This window comes from Streptomyces sp. NBC_00335, from assembly GCF_036127095.1.
Taxonomy (GTDB): domain Bacteria; phylum Actinomycetota; class Actinomycetes; order Streptomycetales; family Streptomycetaceae; genus Streptomyces.
Genome location: NZ_CP108006.1, coordinates 835,748 through 853,229, shown reverse-complemented (window position 1 = coordinate 853,229; position 17,482 = coordinate 835,748). Strand labels below are relative to the sequence as shown.

General features: G+C 71.3%; 17 protein-coding genes. 5 read left to right on the top strand and 12 right to left on the bottom strand.

Going from position 1 to position 17,482, the window contains the following annotated elements; all coding sequences use genetic code 11:
* Positions 1-13: 13 nt before the first annotated feature.
* From OHA37_RS03865 to OHA37_RS03855, 3 genes are all read left to right on the top strand, one after another.
* Positions 14-886 (top strand): amidohydrolase family protein, encoded by an 873-nt coding sequence (locus OHA37_RS03865; RefSeq protein ID WP_266912493.1) that lies wholly within the window; start codon positions 14-16, stop codon positions 884-886.
* Between the two features lie 11 nt (positions 887-897).
* On the top strand, positions 898-2,475 hold the full coding sequence (locus tag OHA37_RS03860) for an acyl-CoA synthetase (protein WP_266902455.1): 1,578 nt from the start codon (positions 898-900) through the stop codon (positions 2,473-2,475).
* A gap of 68 nt (positions 2,476-2,543) precedes the next feature.
* Positions 2,544-3,002 (top strand): MaoC family dehydratase, encoded by a 459-nt coding sequence (locus OHA37_RS03855; RefSeq protein WP_266902454.1) that lies wholly within the window; start codon positions 2,544-2,546, stop codon positions 3,000-3,002.
* Positions 3,003-3,071: 69 nt separating this feature from the next.
* On the opposite strand, the gene OHA37_RS03850 is transcribed toward OHA37_RS03855, so the two are convergent.
* The 7 genes from OHA37_RS03850 to OHA37_RS03820 all read right to left on the bottom strand — a co-directional run bounded on the left by OHA37_RS03850 (position 3,072) and on the right by OHA37_RS03820 (position 10,221).
* Positions 3,072-4,052: a Gfo/Idh/MocA family oxidoreductase gene (locus OHA37_RS03850; RefSeq protein WP_266902452.1), complete on the bottom strand. Its 981-nt coding sequence runs from the start codon at positions 4,050-4,052 to the stop codon at positions 3,072-3,074.
* A gap of 1 nt (position 4,053) precedes the next feature.
* The gene (gene ligA, locus OHA37_RS03845) at positions 4,054-5,361 is read right to left on the bottom strand and encodes a protocatechuate 4,5-dioxygenase subunit alpha (RefSeq protein WP_266902450.1); all 1,308 of its coding nucleotides are present in this window, start codon (positions 5,359-5,361) and stop codon (positions 4,054-4,056) included.
* Between the two features lie 23 nt (positions 5,362-5,384).
* Positions 5,385-6,320, bottom strand: a complete 936-nt coding sequence (locus tag OHA37_RS03840) for an amidohydrolase family protein (protein ID WP_443046104.1) — start codon at positions 6,318-6,320, stop codon at positions 5,385-5,387.
* Between the two features lie 55 nt (positions 6,321-6,375).
* On the bottom strand, positions 6,376-7,065 hold the full coding sequence (gene ligK / locus OHA37_RS03835) for a 4-carboxy-4-hydroxy-2-oxoadipate aldolase/oxaloacetate decarboxylase (protein WP_266902448.1): 690 nt from the start codon (positions 7,063-7,065) through the stop codon (positions 6,376-6,378).
* A 19-nt stretch (positions 7,066-7,084) separates the two neighbouring features.
* A complete protein-coding gene (locus OHA37_RS03830; RefSeq protein ID WP_266902446.1) occupies positions 7,085-8,110 on the bottom strand; it encodes an amidohydrolase family protein in 1,026 nt (341 codons plus the stop codon).
* 28 nt (positions 8,111-8,138) lie between these two features.
* Complete coding sequence (locus OHA37_RS03825) at positions 8,139-9,350, bottom strand: 4-hydroxybenzoate 3-monooxygenase (RefSeq protein WP_266902444.1); 1,212 nt, start codon at positions 9,348-9,350, stop codon at positions 8,139-8,141.
* 103 nt (positions 9,351-9,453) lie between these two features.
* Positions 9,454-10,221 carry an IclR family transcriptional regulator gene (locus tag OHA37_RS03820; RefSeq protein ID WP_266902442.1) on the bottom strand — a complete coding sequence of 256 codons (768 nt, stop codon included), beginning with the start codon at positions 10,219-10,221 and terminating at the stop codon, positions 9,454-9,456.
* An 87-nt stretch (positions 10,222-10,308) separates the two neighbouring features.
* Here OHA37_RS03820 and OHA37_RS03815 point away from each other — a divergent pair, with 87 nt between their 5' ends.
* Complete coding sequence (locus tag OHA37_RS03815) at positions 10,309-11,007, top strand: substrate-binding domain-containing protein (protein ID WP_266902440.1); 699 nt, start codon at positions 10,309-10,311, stop codon at positions 11,005-11,007.
* Positions 11,008-11,037: 30 nt separating this feature from the next.
* Here the strand turns inward: OHA37_RS03815 and OHA37_RS03810 are convergent, their stop codons facing one another.
* Both OHA37_RS03810 and OHA37_RS03805 read right to left on the bottom strand, forming a co-directional pair.
* Positions 11,038-11,952 carry an alpha/beta hydrolase gene (locus OHA37_RS03810; protein ID WP_266902438.1) on the bottom strand — a complete coding sequence of 305 codons (915 nt, stop codon included), beginning with the start codon at positions 11,950-11,952 and terminating at the stop codon, positions 11,038-11,040.
* A gap of 4 nt (positions 11,953-11,956) precedes the next feature.
* Complete coding sequence (locus tag OHA37_RS03805; RefSeq protein ID WP_266902436.1) at positions 11,957-12,517, bottom strand: quercetin 2,3-dioxygenase; 561 nt, start codon at positions 12,515-12,517, stop codon at positions 11,957-11,959.
* Positions 12,518-12,624: 107 nt separating this feature from the next.
* Here OHA37_RS03805 and OHA37_RS03800 point away from each other — a divergent pair, with 107 nt between their 5' ends.
* Positions 12,625-13,068, top strand: coding sequence for a MarR family winged helix-turn-helix transcriptional regulator (locus OHA37_RS03800; protein WP_266902434.1), 444 nt, complete (start codon positions 12,625-12,627; stop codon positions 13,066-13,068).
* Positions 13,069-13,234: 166 nt separating this feature from the next.
* Here the strand turns inward: OHA37_RS03800 and OHA37_RS03795 are convergent, their stop codons facing one another.
* The 3 genes from OHA37_RS03795 to OHA37_RS03785 are packed head-to-tail and all read right to left on the bottom strand — an operon-like array spanning position 13,235 to position 17,332.
* Positions 13,235-14,119, bottom strand: coding sequence for a DUF4436 family protein (locus OHA37_RS03795; protein ID WP_266902432.1), 885 nt, complete (start codon positions 14,117-14,119; stop codon positions 13,235-13,237).
* 45 nt (positions 14,120-14,164) lie between these two features.
* Positions 14,165-15,769, bottom strand: a complete 1,605-nt coding sequence (locus tag OHA37_RS03790) for an alpha/beta fold hydrolase (protein WP_266902430.1) — start codon at positions 15,767-15,769, stop codon at positions 14,165-14,167.
* Between the two features lie 12 nt (positions 15,770-15,781).
* On the bottom strand, positions 15,782-17,332 hold the full coding sequence (locus OHA37_RS03785) for an alpha/beta hydrolase (protein WP_266902428.1): 1,551 nt from the start codon (positions 17,330-17,332) through the stop codon (positions 15,782-15,784).
* Between the last annotated feature and the right edge of the window lie 150 nt (positions 17,333-17,482).

Sequence of the window (17,482 nt, the reverse complement as noted above, 5' to 3'; positions counted from 1 at the left end):
GGGCGCCCTCGCGCTGGACGTCGAGCGGCTGACCGCCATCGACATGCACACGCACGCGGAGGTCTCCAAGGACGGCCACGGGGCGCTCAGCCCCGAGCTGTTCGGTGCCTCCGAGACCTACTTCAAGGCGCACGGACACCGGCAGCCGACCATCGAGGAGATGGCCGGCCACTACCGCGAACGCCGCATGGCGGCCGTGGTGTTCACCGTCGACGCCGAGCACGCCACCGGCCATCCGCGGATCTCCAACGAGGAGATCGCCGAAAGTTGCGCCGCTCACGCCGACGTGCTGATCCCCTTCGCCAGCATCGACCCCCACAAGGGCCGCGCGGGCGTGCGCGAGGCCCGTCGGCTGGTCGAGGAACACGGCGTTCGCGGCTTCAAGTTCCACCCCAGCATCCAGGCGTTCTCCCCGAACGACCCGCTCGCCTACCCCCTGTACGAGGCCATCGAGGAACTCGGCGTGCCCGCCCTCTTCCACACCGGTCAGACCGGCATCGGCGCCGGCGTACCGGGCGGCGGAGGCATCCGGCTCAAGTACTCGAACCCGATGCTGATCGACGACGTGGCCGTGGACTTCCCCGAACTGCGGATCATCCTCGCCCACCCCTCCTTCCCGTGGCAGGACGAGGCCCTGGCGGTGGCCACCCACAAGCCGCACGTGTACATCGACCTGTCCGGCTGGTCCCCGAAGTACTTCCCGCCGCAACTCGTGCGCTACGCCAACACCCTGCTCAAGGACAAGGTGCTCTTCGGCTCCGACTACCCCGTCATCACCCCCGACCGCTGGCTCGCCGACTTCGAGAACCTCGACATCAAGCCCGAGGTCCGGCCGAAGATCCTCAAGGAGAACGCCGCCCGCCTGCTCGGCCTGCTCACCGACTGAAGGAACAGCTCGTGTTGAACCAAGGCATCGGCTCCTGGCCGGCCCGCAGGGCCCGCAAGACCCCCGACCGGATCGCCGTCGTCCACGAAGGCCGCACCTGGACCTACCGGGAGCTGCACGGGCGGGTCCTGCGCCTCGCCCACGCCCTGCGCGCGCTGGGAGTGGCGCCGGGGGACCGGATCGCCTACCTGGGGCCCAACCATCCGGCCTTCCTGGAGGCCCTGTTCGCCGCCGGGACGGTGGGTGCGGTCTTCGTCCCGCTCAACACCCGCCTGGCCGCGCCGGAGTTGGCGTACAACCTGGCCGACTCGGGCAGCACCCTCCTCATCCACGCGCCCGAACAGGCCGAGGTGGCCCGTGCCGCCGCGGCCGAGTCGGGCGTACGGCACCGGATCGCGGTCGGCGGGTCCGGTTCCGGCTCCGGTTCCGGCTCAGGCTCCGGCGAGGAGGGCGCCCTCGACTACGAGGCGCTGCTCGCGGGCGCCGGGAGCGGCCCGCTGGACGAGGTCGTGGCGCCCGAGGACCCGTGCATGATCATGTACACCTCCGGGACCACGGGCCGGCCCAAGGGCGCCGTCCTCTCCCACGCCAACATCACCTGGAACAGCGTCAACGTCCTCGTCGACACCGACCTGGCCGGCGACGAGGTGACCCTCGTGGTGGCCCCGCTGTTCCACACCGCGGGCCTCAACATGACCTGCCTGCCCACCCTGCTCAAGGGCGGCCGCGTGGTCCTCCTCGGCGCCTTCGACGCCGACCGCGTCCTGGAACTCGTCGAGGAGCTGCGGGTGACGTACATGTTCGGCGTCCCCACGATGTACGACGCCATGGCGGCCCGGCCCCGCTGGCACAGCGCGGACCTCTCCAGCCTGCGCACCGTCAACTGCGGCGGCGCCCCCGTGCCCGCCCACACCATCGCCGCCTACCTCGCCCGCGGTCTGGCCTTCAGCCAGGGCTACGGCATGACCGAGGCGTCCCCCGGGGTCCTCTTCCTGGACCGCGAGCAGACCTCGGCCAAGGCGGGCTCCGCCGGGGTGCCGCACTTCTTCACCGACACCCGCCTCGTGCTGCCGGACGGCAGTGCGGCCGGGCCGGGACAGCGCGGCGAGATCCTGGTCGAGGGGCCCCACGTCATGACCGGCTACTGGGGCCTGCCCGGGCACACCGAGGCCGCCTTCGCCGACGGCCGCTGGCTGCGCACGGGCGACGTCGCACGCACGGACGACGACGGCTACACCTACATCGTCGACCGGGTGAAGGACATGTTCGTCTCGGGAGGGGAGAACGTCTACCCGGCCGAGGTGGAGGAGGTCCTCCTCACCCACCCCGCCGTCGCCGAGTGCGCGGTCATCGGCGTGCCCGACCCGGTCTGGGGCGAGGTCGGCCGCGCCGTGGTCGTCCTCAGGCCGTTCGCCCGCACCGATGAGGACGCGATCCTCGGCCATCTCCGGGGCCGGCTGGCCAAGTACAAGATCCCCAGGTCCCTCGTCGTGACCGGCGCACTGCCCCGTACGGCCTCCGGAAAGATCATCAAGCCCGCGGTGCGCGACGCCCACGCACCCGGTCCCACCGCGCGCCCGCACCCGTAACGGAAGTCCGAGCGGCACAGCCTCAAGGGCCTTGCACACCAAGGCCCTTGCCATCGAAAGGAACTCCCATGCCCACGCTCACCCACGGCCTCGACGAACTCAAAGCCCTCAGCGGAGCCGACCTCGGCCGCACCGAATGGCTCGACATCACCCAGAACCGGGTGAACACCTTCGCCGACGCCACCGACGACCACCAGTGGATCCACACGGACCCGGAGAAGGCCAAGGACGGCCCCTTCGGGGGCCCGATCGCCCACGGCTACCTCACCCTCGCCCTGATCATCCCGCTCTTCGGCGAGCTCCTCACCATCACCGGCACCAAGATGAGCGTCAACTACGGCCTGGACAAGGTCCGTTTCCCCAGTCCCGTGCCGGTCGGCGCGAAGATACGCCTGCACGGCGCCGTCGGCACCGTGGAGGAGGTCAAGGGCAACGGCGTGCAGATGCCCCTGACGTTCACCATCGAGGTCGAAGGCAACGACAAGCCGGCCTGCGTCGCCCAGGCGGTCTACCGCCACTACGCCTGACGACACCGGGCAGTAAGACGAGGGAGCGGTACCGACCCACCGGGTCGGTACCGCTCCCTCGTCTCTGTTTCAGCCCACCGGGCGGGCCGAGGGGTCGAGTTGCTGTTCCAGAGCGGCCAGCGTCCGGTAGCAGGCCATCACCTGGGCGATGGAGGAGTTGGGCTCGCGGCCCTCGCGGATGGCGGCGACGAACTCGCGGTCCTGGAGCTCGATGCCGTCCATCGACACGTCGACGCCGCTGACGTCGATCGGCTCGTCCTTGCCGGTGACGAGGTCGTCGTACCGGGCGAGGTAGGTGCCGGTGTCGCCGATGTAGCGGAAGAAGGTGCCGATCGGCCCGTCGTTGTTGAACGACAGCGACAGGGTGCAGAGGGCGCCGTTCTCCGCACGCAGCTGGATGGACATGTCCATCGCGATGCCGAGCTCGGGGTGGATCGGACCCTGGACGGCGTTCGCCTGCACGATCGGCGAACCGGTCTGGTGGGCGAAGAGGTCGACGGTGTGTGCGGCGTGGTGCCACAGCAGGTGGTCGGTCCAGGACCGGGGCTGACCAAGGGCGTTGAGGTTGGTGCGGCGGAAGAAGTACGTCTGCACGTCCAGCTGCTGGAGCGAGAACTCGCCCGTCCGGATCCGTCCCCGCACCCACTGGTGGCTGGGGTTGAAGCGCCGGGTGTGCCCGACCATCCCGACCAGCCCGCTGCCCTGCTGGGCCTTCAGGCAGGCCTCGGCGTCACCGAGGGAGGCTGCCAGCGGGATCTCGACCTGGACGTGCTTGCCCGCTTCCAGGCAGGCCAGCGTCTGCTCGGCGTGCAGCGGAGTGGGCGTGGCGAGGATGACGGCGTCGATGTCGTCCATGGCCAGCACCTCGTCGAGGGTGGCGACGCCGCGGCCGGCGTCCTGCTCATCGGCGAACTTCCGTGCGCTGTCGAGGGAGCCGCTCACCACGGCGGCCACCTCGACGCCCTCGATCCGCCGGAGCGCGGCGGCGTGCTTGGCTCCGAAGGCGCCGCCTCCGGCGAGGGCCACCCTCAGGGTTCGGTCGTCAGTCATGTCACTCCTTCACGGCGGGCGTCTCGGCCCCCGGGTGGTTTTCCAGGATCAGGTGGCCGACGGCGGTGTTGGACGCCGGCACGTGGTAGAAGCGGTGCTTGACCTCGGCCCGGCCCTCGCCGTCCACGTCGCTCATGGCGCCCCGGGCTATGAGCCACATGACCAGTTCGATGCCCTCCGACCCGGCCTCCTCGACGTATTCGAGGTGCTGGACCTGCGCCAGGCCGGCCGGGTCGGTGATCAGGCGGTCGAGGAAGGCGTTGTCCCACGCGCGGTTGATGAGGCCGGCGCGGGGGCCCTGGAGCTGGTGGCTCATGCCTCCGGTGCCCCACACCTGGACCTTCAGCGGCCGGTCGTACGACTCGATCGCCCGGCGCAGCGCCCGGCCCAGCTCGAAGCAGCGGGAACCGGAGGGGACGGGGTACTGCACCACGTTGACGTGGAAGGGGATCACCTTGCACGGCCACTTCTCGACGTCGCCGAACATCAGCGACAGCGGGACGGTGAGTCCGTGGTCGACGGCCATCTCGTTGGCGAGCGTGAGGTCGAAGTCGCTCCTGATGAGCGTGTGCGCGATGTGCGCGGCCAGGTCGGGTTCGCCCTCGACGCCGGGGACGGGGCGCGGCCCGTACCCCTCGTCGGCGGTCGGGAAGGAGGCGCCCGTCCCGAGCACGAAGGTCGGGATCAGGGACTGGTCGAAGGCGGAGGCGTGGTCGTTGTAGACCAGGAAGATCACGTCGGGGAGGTTCTCCCGCTCCCACCGCCGGGAGTACTCGTACCCCTCGAAGACCGGTCGCCAGTAAGGCTCTTCGGTCTTGGCGTGGTCCATCGCCGCGCCGATCGCCGGTACGTGGGAGGTGAAGACCGCGCCGGTGACCACGGCGTGCTCGGCCGGGGGCGCCGGGTCGGCGTGCGCCGCCTCCAGAACGGCGTGGTCGATGCGGTTGCCCTCCACGGAGCGGCCGCCGCCGGCCATCATGGCGCGGTACTCCTCCTCGGTCATGCCCGTCATCGAACCGGCCATCTGCTGGAACGAGAGCCCCAGGGTCGCGCCCCACTTGGCGAGGAAGTAGATGTTGCCGCCCGCGCGCACGGCGGCGTTGAGGTCCCGGTCGAGCAGGGCCCGCTTCTGGTCCTCGCGCAGCGGCCAGGAGTCCAGGTAGGCGTGCTCGTCGGCGAGGTACAGGGCGCGGTTCTCCGCTGTCATGAGCGACATGCAGAACTGGTTGAGGTGGTAGCCCTTGGCGGACTGCTCGGCGTCGAAGACCGTGGTCCCCGGCACCAGTTTGTAGGTCTTGTCCAGCGACATGGTGGTCTCCGGTGGTGGGTGGATCAGTCGGCGTCCGGCCAGTACAGGCGCATGGGGTTGTCGACGAGGAGCCCCCGCTGCAGGGCCGGGGTGGGCGCGATGTGCGGGATGAAGTCGACGAGCAGGCCGTCGTCCGGCATGTGGCCGGTCAGGTTCGGATGCGGCCAGTCGGTGCCCCAGAGCACCCGGTCGGGGAACTCCTCGACCACGCGCCGGGCGAAGGGGATCACGTCGCGGTACGCGTGCCGCTCCCCGTCGAGGGCGGGCGGGCCGCTCACGGTGAGCCGTTCGGGGCAGGTCACCTTGCACCAGATGTCGGGCCTGGCCCGCAGGAAGCCGAGGAACTCCTCGAACTCCGGACCGTACGGATCCTTCGTGACATCGGGCCGGCCCATGTGGTCGACGACCAGCGGCACCGGGATCGCCAGGAGGAAGTCCCGCAGGCCGGTGAGGTCGGCCGCCTCGAAGTAGACGACGACGTGCCAGCCGTACGGGGCGATCCGCCGGGCGACGTCCAACAGGTCCTGGCGGGGCGCCGCGTCGACGAGCCGCTTGACGAAGTTGAACCGTACGCCGCGGACGCCCGCCTCGTGCAGCTTCCGCAACTCGGCGTCCGCGATCCCCGGCCGTACGGTCGCGACGCCCCGGGCCAGGCCCCCCGACGACTCCAGGGCGTCGAGCATGGCGCTGTTGTCGGCGCCGTGGCAGGTCGCCTGCACGATCACGTTGCGGGCGAAGCCCAACCGGTCGCGCAGTGCGTGCAGTTGGTCCTTTGAGGCGTCGCAGGGGGTGTACTTCCGCTCGGGGGCGTACGGGAACCGCGCCCCCGGTCCGAAGACGTGGCAGTGCGCGTCGACGGCGCCGTCGGGCACCTGGAACTCCGGCCGGCCGGGGTCGGCGTACCAGTCCAGCCAGCCGGGGGTCTTCTCGAAGGTCGTCATCTCATTCAACTCATCCATCTCGGTCAATTCAGTCCCGTCAGTCCCGTGGGTGCGGTCAGTCCCGTGCGTCCGGTCAGTCCTGGTAGCGCAGACCGAGCTCGGCCAGCGGGCCGCGCATCGCGTACATGTCCAGGCCGAGCTCGCCCGCGCGGAACCGGGCGCGCTTGCCCTCCTCGTTGGCCTCGCGCCGGGCCGAGGCCTCGGCGACCTCGGCCGCCCGCTCGCGCGGCACGACCACGACACCGTCGCGGTCCGCCACGACCACGTCCCCGGGCCTGACCAGGGCGTTGGCGCAGACCACCGGCACGTTGACCGAGCCGAGCGTGGCCTTGACCGCGCCCTTGGCGTTGATCGCCCGGGAGAAGACCGGGAAGTCCATCTCCTCCAGGTCGGCCACGTCGCGCACACCGCCGTCGATGACCAGGCCCGCGCACCCCCGGGAGCGGAACGAGGTGGCGAGCAGATCGCCGAAGAAGCCGTCCTCGCTCTCGGTCGTACAGGCAGCGACCACGACGTCGCCCTCCCGGATCTGCTCGGCCGCGACGTGGAGCATCCAGTTGTCACCGGGCTGCAGCAGCACGGTCACCGCGGTACCGCACAGACGGGCGGCGGGGTAGACGGGGCGGACATAGGGGCGCATCAGCCCCACCCGGCCCATGGCCTCGTGGATCGTGGCGACACCGAAGGCCGACAGTGCGGCGACGGCCTCGGGATCGGCGCGGGTGATCGAGGTGTGGACGACACCCAGCTCGGTGTGCTCCATGCCTTCTCCTCCTGGGAGTTCAGTGGCCGGCCGCGGCGAGGCGGGCGGCGAGGCGGGGGTAGACGCGAAGGGCGTTGCCGCCGTAGACGGCGGCGCGTTCCTCGTCGGAGAGGTGCGGGGTGGCCTCGACGTACCGCTTCGTGTCGTCGAAGTGGTGGCCGGTGCGCGGGTCGATGTCGCGGACCGCGCCGATCATCTCGCTGGCGAACAGGACGGAACGGCTGGGCACCACCCGGGTGAGCAGGTCGATGCCGGGCTGGTGGTAGACGCAGGTGTCGAAGAAGACGTTGTCCAGCAGCGTCTCGGGATCCGGCCTGCCCAGCGCCATCGCCAGACCGCGGAACCGTCCCCAGTGGTAGGGCACCGCACCCCCGCCGTGCGGGATCACGAACCGCAGGGTCGGGAAGTCGGCGAACAGGTTTCCCTGGACCAGCTGCATGAACGCCGTGGTGTCGGCGTTGAGGTAGTGGGCGCCGGTGGTGTGGAAGGCCGGGTTGCACGAGGTACTGACGTGGATCATGGCGGGTACGTCGTACTCGACCATCGCCTCGTAGAGCGGGTACCAGCTGCGGTCGGTCAGGGGTGGCGCGGTCCACTTGCCCCCCGACGGGTCGGGGTTGAGGTTGACCGTCACCGCGCCGAGCTCCTCGACCGCGCGGCGCAGCTCGGGCAGGCAGGTCGCCGGATCGACCCCCGGCGACTGCGGCAGCATCGCGCCCATCGCGAAGCGGGTGGGATAGAGCGCGGCGACGCGGTGGACCAGGTCGTTGCAGATCCGCGCCCACGTCGAGGAGACGGCGAAGTCGCCTATGTGGTGGGCCATGAAGCTGGCCCGGGGGGAGAAGACCGTCAGGTCGCAGCCGCGCGCGTCCATGAGCCGCAGCTGGTTGTCCTCGATCGCGTGGCGCAGGTCGTCGTCGGTGATGACCAGCTCGTCGGGACGGGGCGCGTCCTGGGGCGCTCCGACCGCCGCTATCTGGCGGTCCCGCCAGTGGGCCAGCTGCGGCGGTGCGGTGGTGAAGTGTCCGTGGCAGTCGATGATCATGTGCGTGCTCCAGGTGGTGCGGTCGGGGTCAGCCGGAGGAGCCGGCCGGCCAGCCCGTGTACTGCTCGGCGAGGTACGTGCGCCCGGCGCGGGTGCCCACCACGTTGTCGAGCTCGCCGAGCTGGCGGCGCAGGTCGAACGGTGTCGCGCCGGCCGTCGTGTGCAACAGCCGGGTCATCCAGTAGGAGAAGTTCTGCGCCCGCCAGATCCGCTGGAGGGCCCGCGGCTCGTACTCGTCCAGCGCGGCCTCGCCGGCGCCGCCGAGCGCCTTCAGCAGGACGTCGGCGAGCACCTTCACGTCGTGCAGCGCGAGGTTGAGCCCGCGGGCACCGGTCGGCGGCACGGTGTGCGCGGCGTCGCCCGCCAGGGCCATGGACCCCCAGCGCATGGGCTCCTGGACGAACGAGCGGAACCGCAGCACCGTCTTCTCCAGGACCGGCCCCTCATGGAGGCGGAAGCCGTCCCGGCCGGCCACGCGGGCCTGCAGCGTCTCCCAGATGCGGTCGTCCGGCCAGTCCTCGGGGGACGCCTGGGGATCGCACTGGAAGTACATCCGCTGCACGCTCTCGGTGCGCTGGCTGATGAGCGCGAAACCGTGCTCGGAGTGGGCGTAGACCAGCTCGGGCGCGCTCGTGGGCGCCTCGGCCAGGATGCCGAACCACGCGAAGGGATACTCCTTGCCGTAGCGCACCCGTCGCTCCTCGGGCACCAGATCGCGGCACATGCTGCGCGAGCCGTCCGCGCCGACCACGTACCGGGCCCGGATCTCGTGGCGGGAGCCGTCCGGCGCGGTGAAACGGACCCGGGGGGCGCCGGTGGTGACGTCGAGGACCTCGGTGTCCCTGATCCCGAAATGGACCGTGCCGCCGTCGCGGGCCCGGGCATCGGCCAGATCGACGAACACGTCGGTCTGCGGGTAGAGCCACGCGGAGGCGCCCACCAGCTCCTTGAAGTGGATGCGGTGCGGCCGGCCGCCGAAGCGGAGCTCGATGCCCTCGTGCTCGTGGCCCTCGCGCAGGATCCGGTCGCTGACTCCGGTCTCGACCAGGTCGCGGGCGGCGCCGGCTTCGAGGATGCCCGCCCGCTGCGTCGTCTCGATCTCGTGGCGGGAGCGGGTGTCGACCGCCACCGCCTCGACTCCGGCCCGCCCGAGCAGGTGCGCCAGCATCAGTCCGGCCGGCCCGGCCCCGATGACGGCAACGGGTACCGAGGCGACGGTGTCGACGGGGGCTTCGGCCATGGCATCTCCTGAGCGGCTGCGAACGTTCCGGACACCCCGAACGTTGGCAGCCGGAGCCCGTGCCGGTCGCCGGTGTTTCCGCCAGGCGGAAGCCCCTCGGGCGTCAGTCCGCGGTGCGGGCCCGCCGGCCGAGCTCGTCGGAGATCGCGTACGCCGCCCTGAGCAGCGGTTCCCGAAGTCCCCGCGCACGGTTCGCACTACGCGCCGCCACGACGATCCCCAAGGCGGCGCTGACCGGCCCGGTCCGGCCGATCCGTACGGTCGCGGCCACCGCGACCGTGTCCTCGGAGAGCTGCCGGTCGCTCACGAAGACCTGCTCGCGGCGGATGGCGTCCAGCTGGGCGCGCAGCGTCTTCGGGTCCGTGACGGTGTGCGGGGTCCAGGCCCGCAACGGCGACTCCAGGACCTCCTCCTGGACCTCCCGCGGCGCGTGCGCCAGCAGCACCCGGCCCATTCCGGTGGAACCGATCGGGAACCGGCTCCCGACCATCGTCAGCAGCTGCACCGACCGGTGTCCGGCGATCCGTTCCACGAACACGAGCTCCAGGCCCTCGCGCACCGCGAGCTGGACGTTCTCGTGCGTCGCCTCGTAGAGGTCCTGCATGAACGGCAGGGCGGCGTCCCGGAGGATCTGGGTGCGCGGGCAACCGGAGGCGATCTCCCAGAGCCTCAGCCCGACGTGCCACGACCCGTCCTCGACCCGCTCCAGAGCCCCCCACGCCGCGAGCTCCGCCACCACGCGATGGGTGGTGCTGAGGGCCAGACCCGTCCGCTGGGCGATCTCCGACAGGGTCTGCGAGGGGTGTTCGCGGTCGAAGGCCGACAGGACGAGAAGGACCTTTCCGGCCGCGGTGTTCCGGGTTGCGCTCACGCGGTCAGTCTCGCAGACCCGCGTTGAGCTGCCCGTCCGTGCGCCGTACCATCCGCCGTACCATCTGCCGGAAACCAAGGAGGAGACGTGGACCGAGAGATCTCCGGGCTGTCCTCGATGGCGACGCGGCCCGTGCTCGCCGAGCTCACCGAACACATCCGGCTCGCCGAAGGGCTCGTGGTGCGCTTCGACTCCGCGGGTGGCGTCGAGATCGCGCGGCGGGTGCGCGAGGGCGCCGGGGCCGACGTGCTCGTGCTCGCGGAGGGGGCGCTGGCCGCGCTGGCCGAGGAGGGGTACGTCCTCGGTGATTCGCTGCGCCCGCTGTGGGTCTCGCAGGTCGTCGCCGCGGTGCCGCAGGGGACACCGGTCCCGGCACTGCGCTCGGAATCCGACCTGCGGGCGGCGCTCCTGTCGGCGAAGAGGATCGCCTATTCCACGGGCCCCAGCGGTACGGCCCTCGTCGATCTGATCACCCGGCTGGACCTCGCCGACGCGCTGGGGGACCGGCTCGTGCAGGCGCCACCCGGCGTACCCGCGGGCAGCCTGCTGTCGTCCGGCCGGGCGGACCTGGCCTTCCAGCAGCACAGCGAGCTGATGGACCTGCCGGGCGTGGTCGTGGTCGGCCCGCTGCCGGGCGAGCACGCGATCAGCTCGACGTTCGGCGGGGGAGTCCTGGCCGTCTCCTCCCAGCCGGGCCGGGCCCGCGAAGTCCTCGACTTCCTCGGTTCCGGCCCGGCGTGGAAGACCGCCCGCGCGAAGGGCATGCGGGCCTTCGGGGACCGGTGATCGGTCCGCCGCCGCTGAAGGGCGCCCGGCCTACGGGTGCGCCGGCCCCGCCGGGCCCGCGGTGCAAGCCAGGGCGAAGTCCACGGACGCGCTGAAGATCCGCTCGGCCTCCTCGTCCGGCAGACCGGCCCAGCCGTGGTCGGCGCCGGGTACGGGCCGGAAGTCGACCCGGGCGCCCACCCGGTGCAGGGCTGCGGCCAGTTGCTCGCCCTGGGCGAGCGGGATGAGCGTGTCCTCGGCGCCGTGCAGGACGAGGAACGGCGGTGCGCCGGCGTGCACATGGGCGACCGGGCTCGCGGCGCGGGCCCGGTCCGGTGCGTCGGCGAGCGCGGCTCCGATCAACAGCGCCTCACGGGTGGTGGGGTCGGCGGCGTCGTAGGCGCCGGGCGGGCACTGGCCGGGCAGGGTGGTCAGGTCGGTGGGCCCGTACCAGACGACGCAGCCGCTCACGGGAGCGGTGAGGGCGAGCAGGGCGGCCAGGTGGGCGCCGGCCGACTCGCCCCACGACACGATGCGGTGTGCGTCGAGGCCGAGTTCGCCGGCCCGGGCGGTCAGCCAGCCCAGCGCGGCCGTCGCGTCGTCGAGCTGAGCCGGATGGACGGCCTCGCCGCTGAGCCGGTAGTCGACGGAGGCGACCGCGAAACCGGCCCGGGCGAGACGGGCGAAGGGGTCGGGGCTCCAGTGCCGGAAGCGCGGTCCCAGCTCCGCCCGGGAACCCGCGCGCCAGCCCCCGCCGTGGAGGTAGAGCACGACCGGCAGGGGCGGCCCGTGCGCCCCGTCGGGCAGCCACAGGTCGAGTTCGAGCGGCCGGATGCCCGCACGGTAGGCGTACGGGACCCCGCGCAGCACCCGTACGCCGGGAGCGGGGTGCGCGGCGGGCGGAAGCGGCAGCCGCTCGGGGGCGGGCGGCGCGAGGAACGCGGCGAGGCCGGGCGTCAGCGGCACGGGATCAGCTCCCCGTGCGCCACTGGTGTCCGGGCAGGAAGCGCACGTCGTACCGCTCCGGCACGGTGGCGAACTGCTGCGGCCGCGGTACGTACGGCTCGGGGGGCAGGCCGAGTTCCTCGGTCGGGACGCCGAGGCTCTCGAAGAACCGCTCGAAGGTGCCGCCGGGTCCCGCGGCCACGCCGACGACCCGGCTGTGGTGGCGCTCGATGCGGTAGGCGTGCGGGCAGTTCTTCGGTACGAAGCCGAAGTCGCCTGCGGTGAGCAGCCTTTCGTGCTGCTCACCCGCGAGGTCCTCGACGAACAGCCGCACCGCGCCGTCGGTGATGTAGAAGACCTCGTAGGTGTCGGAGTGGACGTGCGCGGGGATCACCTCGCCCCTGGGCCCCTCGACGGTGAAGAAGTTGAAGGCGTTCTCGGTCTGCTCGCCGCCCGCGTAGACGGTGACCAGGTCGGTGAACAGGTGGGCGCGGTCGCCCATGCCCTTCTCGATGAAGTACGGCTTCCCGGGCTCGGCCGGGATGTGCGACCGCGGGCGGCTGGGACGGGCGAACTCCATGGTCATGAGAACCTCCGGCACGACGGGACGAGGTGTGTCAGGTTACCTGACATTAATCTCGGGGGGAGTCCCCGTACGGTCGCTATCCTCGAATCCCCGTCCCCCGAGGAACCATGACCACCCCCGCACCCAACCTGCCCCAGCTGCTCACCGAGGCCAAGCGCTGGTTCGACGACGCGTTGCTGGCCAGCATGCGGGCCGCCGGCGAGCAGCCGGTCACCGTCGGGCAGGCGGCCGTCTTCGCCGCCCTCGACGAAGAGGGCACCACGGTCTCGGGCCTGGCCCGCCGGATGGGCGTCACCCGGCAGACCGCCCACCAGGCGGTGCACGCCCTCATCGGCCTGGGCCTGCTGGAGCAGACACCCGACCCCGCCTCCGCCCGCAGCCGCCTGATCCGCCCGACGGCGGAGGGCGCGCGCGTACACCGACGCGCCCGGGAGACCCTCACCGTCATCGAAGGCGTCCTGGCGCAACGCATCGGCGCCGACGCGGTCGGCGCCCTGCGCGAGGCGCTGACCATCCCCATGGGGGAGCCCCCGCTGGTCGAAGCGCCCTGAGCACTGCCGACCCCTGCGGCCGGGTTCGTGTTGGTCGTGGACGGGTGGTGATCGCTGTACGAGCCGTCGTGGCCGCGGGGATCGCTGATGACCCGAGCAGCCGGACCGAAGGCCGAGGCCCCGCCAGAATTCGTTCTGGCGGGGCCTCGGCGCGTCCCGTGAGTCGCTATGGGGGGTCGTCGTGTTGGAGGGCGGTGTGGACGCCCGTGATGACTACGGTGATGAGGCAGAGGGCGATGATGGTTTCGGCCCACAGGAAGGCGAACCAGTCGAGTACGCAGCCGATCGGGGGCGTGCCGGGGGCGTTGTTGCGGAAGGCCGAGAGGGCGAACAGGGTGGCGGCCATCCAGCCCAGGGCGGCCCAGACCAGGCCTTCCCTGCGGGTCGTCACGTACCAGGCGCCGATGAGCACGGACGCCGCCAGCGCCCACATCACGATCATCATGAAGACCGTGAAGACGAGCAGGCTGCCCGATCGGGACAGCCCCAGCGCCACGCCGGCGGCCTCTTGCCCGGCCGGGGCGGGTGTCGCGGAGATCGAGAAGAGCGGGTCGTCGTTGGAGAACAGCACCCGCACCGGCACCTGTTCGCCGTCCAGCTGCGCCCAGAAGGCGATGTCGGTCTTGTAGGTGTCGAACGGATAGTCGCTGATCGATCCGTCCGTGAGCGCCACCCGCACGTCCCTGATCGTGAGCCGCTCGTGCGCCGTGAAATCCAGGTCGCCGAGGGTCTGCGCGGAGGTCTGGAGGCTGAGATCGGCCACCGGGGCGGTCCCCGCCTCCTCGCCGAGGGTCCCGCGCGCGGTGACCCGTACCCGTAGCGCCAGTTCTCTGGCCGCGGCGTCGACGCGTTGGACGTCGGCCTCCACGTCCACCCGGTCGGTGGCCTGGGATCCGACCGTGTGGACCGTGTCGAGCCGCTGCCGCTCGGTGTACTGCAACCACGACCCCAGGGCCACCGCCATCACGATCAGGACCGCGAGGGGGAGCAGGACCGCCAGGAGCGAAGCCCCGGAGCGAGGTGGGTGACGTGCTTCCCAGGTGGGCGTCATGGTGACTCCGGCGAGGTGGGACCTCAGGGAGTGGTCAGGGAGTGGTTAGGGAGTGGTCTCGAACTTGGGTGGGGCGAGGTCCTTCAGGCATTCGGTCTTCGGGGTGTCGGGGGTGTCGAAGAACGAGACGGCGATCTCCTGGGCGCACTTCGACGTGGCGATCACCACGTGGGGTTCGTAGGGGATCGTGACGACCTTCGCCTTGCTCAACGTCCGGGCGACGTACGGGCCGTTGTCGGCGCCGGTCTGGGCATCGAACGAACCCGACAGGGCGAGGGTGGGGATGTCGCTCGTCGTGACGTCACGGATCGAGGGCGCGGCCGCGGGGACGTTCCAGGCTTCGCAGTCAGCAGGGAGGAAGGTCAGCAGCGGGGCCTGGGCCTGCACCGAGGCGGGGAACGACGGGAACTCCTTCCGCCCGCCCTGGAGCGCCGCGTCCTTGCTCTCGTACGGAGTCCACTCGCTGCAGAAGATGCCGTAAGCGAGGCCGTGCGACACCACGCCGATGCCCTTGGGGTTGAGCCTCCAGCCCGCCCACTGCTGGGCGATCCGCTGCGGGTTGCCGTTCGCCAGCTCGTCGAGGGAGAGCGGTACGGCCTCGGCCGTGTGGGTGGCGGAGGTCAGCCAGTTCACCAGGGTTCCGCCGTCGATCACGACCTTGACCGGCTCCTCGCTGCCGGGGCGCGTGACGGTGGTGGTGACCGGCTTGGCTTCGAGGTCGCTGACGAGCTTCTCGAAGGTGGAGGGCAGGTTCGGATAGCGCTCGTTGCAGGCCGGCTGGTCCGCGCAGGCCTTGAACAGGCCCTCGACGCCCTGCCGGAAGCTGCTCCAGGTCGAGGCCGACCCGGACCGGGACGGCGGCAGGATGCCGTCGATGCCCACCGAGCGGAGTCCCTCGGGGTGCAGGCGCATGGAGACCAGCGCCAAGTGGGTGCCGTAGGAAATGCCGTACAGGTTCCACTGTTTGATGCCCAGCGCCGTGCGCAGGGCGTCGTAGTCGGCGGCGCTCTCGGTGTCGTTGTAGGCACTGAGGTCGACCCCGCGGGCCGCCAGCTTGTCGCGGCAGGCCTTCGTGGCCTCGACGTGCAGGCGCTCGGTGGACGGAGCGTCGTAGACGAGGCTGATCACCTGTCCGTTGAACTCGTCGACGTTGGGGCAGAGGAGCTCCGGGTCGGCGGAGTACGTACCGCGCTGGGACATGAGGATCAGGTCACGGTCGCGGTTCAGGCCGCCGTCGACGGCCATCTTCGCCTCTCCCACCGCGTCGTCGCCCGGTCCGCCCGCGAGCCACACGACGGGGTCGGGTTTGGGCGTGTCGGCCACCGCGGGCACGATCGCGACACCGAGCTTGATCGTTCGGCTGCTCGGCTCGGCGCGGTTCTCGGGCACGGTGAGCGTTCCGCAGCGGGCGTCCTTCAGTTCCTCGATGGGTTCCGTGGTCTTCGGGCAGGGCCCTGGAGTGAAGGTGGCGTCGCCCACCGTCCGGGCCACCGTGCCGATCGGCGCTCCGGCGCCGTCGTCGGCGCGGGGCTGTGCCTGGGCGGGCGCCGTGAGCATGCCGGTGACGAGGAGACCGGCCGCCATGCCGGCCGACGGGGCGAGGAGTCGTCGTACGGTGCGCCGACGACGGGGCGCGTGGTGGCGTGTCATCTGCTCTCCCGGTTACTTCGGGATGATCGTGAACGGCTGGGGCTCCAGATCGTCCACGCAACTCGTGTCGGGGGCCGTCGGGTTGACGAAGAACGAGGCCAGCACGCTTTGCGCGCAAGGCGACTGCGGGACCACCCAGTGGCCGATTCCGGGCACCTGCACGGCGGTCGAGCCGGACAGGTTCCGGGCTACGCCCTGCGCCCAACTCGCTCCGGTCTTCACGTCGAACGTGCCGGAGACGACGAGCGCCGGCACCGAGCTGAAGGTGGGCACCCGCTGGATCTCCGCGCGATCCGGAACGTTCCAGACTCCGCATGCCGGATATTGGAAGGGAAGTTGCGGCGCCTGGGCCAGGACCGAGTCCGGCCACCCCGGGTAGGCCTTCTGCCCCGCCTTGAGCACGTCGGATTCCGAGTACCCCGGAGCCCATTCGCTGCACGCTATCGAGTTCGTCAGGCCGTGCGCGAACTCGCCGACCTTCTGCACCGAACCGGCCGCGCGGGCCTGCGCGAACCGCTCCGGGTTTCCGTTGCCCAGTTCATCGAGCGCCGCCGGGATGTCTTTGGGCCGGGGGGTGAAGGCGACGATCAGATTCAGCAGGGCGCCCCCGTCGAGGACGGTCTTGACCGGTTGCCCCCCGTCCTTCGGTGTGACGTCGAGCGTCAGGGGGGCGGCCTCCAGCTTGCTCACCTGCTCCGTCAGCAGGCCCGGGAGGTCCGGGTACCGGTCCTTGCAGGCGGGCTGGGCAGCGCACGCCTCGAAGATGTTGCGGATGCCCTCGGCGGTGCTGCCCCATGTCCACGGCAGGGTCACGAACTGGGAGGGCGCGACCGAGTCGAGCGCCACCGCGCGGATCCCCTCGGGGTGCAGGCGCAGGTACGTGAGGGCCAGGTTGCTGCCGTAGGAGTAGCCGTAGACGTTCCACCGGGGGATGTCCAGCGCCTTGCGTAGGTCGGCGAAGTCGGCGGCGTTCTCGGTGCTGTTGTAGGCGCTGAGGTCGGTGCCGTCGGCCGTCAGGCGGTCCCGGCACTCCTTCACCGCTTTCAGGAAGAGCTGTTCCGCCTCCTGTGCGTCGTAACCCAGGCCCACGGCCTGCGCGTTGAACCGGTCGACCTCCGGGCAGGCGAGGTTCGGCCGGTCGTAGAGGTTGCCGCGCTGGGCCATGACGATCAGCTCGCGGTCCTTGTTCAGGCCGGAGTCGACGAGGAAGGGGATGTCGTCGAAGGTATCGGCACCGGGGCCGCCCGCCATGAACACCACCGGGTCGGCGCCGGGCTTCGCGGAGGCGGCCGGAATCCGTGCAACGGCCAGGTCTATGGTGCGGCTCCCGGGGGTGGAGCGGTTCTCGGGGACCTGGAGGCGGCCGCACTGCGCGGTACTCAGCGCTTCGATCGGCTCGGGTGTCTTCGGACAGGCACCGGGTACGAAGCGCGGGGCCACCGGGCTGGGCTGCCCAACGGGCTGGGATGCTCGTGGCGCGGCGCTGCTGGGTGTGGAGCCGAGTGCCGCCAGACAGAGCAGGGCGGCTGCGGCAGTCACCGCGGGGACGCTGTGCTTTGGCATGTGATCCCGTTCCTCTGCCGGCATCGGCGGCCCTGCCGGGGCCAGGCCGCAGCGTTTTGGGCGGAACGCACCTCTTCCACGCTACTGCGGGGCGCTCGTACGCGCATCCGCGCGCGTGCCCGCGCGCACGTCGGCCGCAGCCTGAGAGGA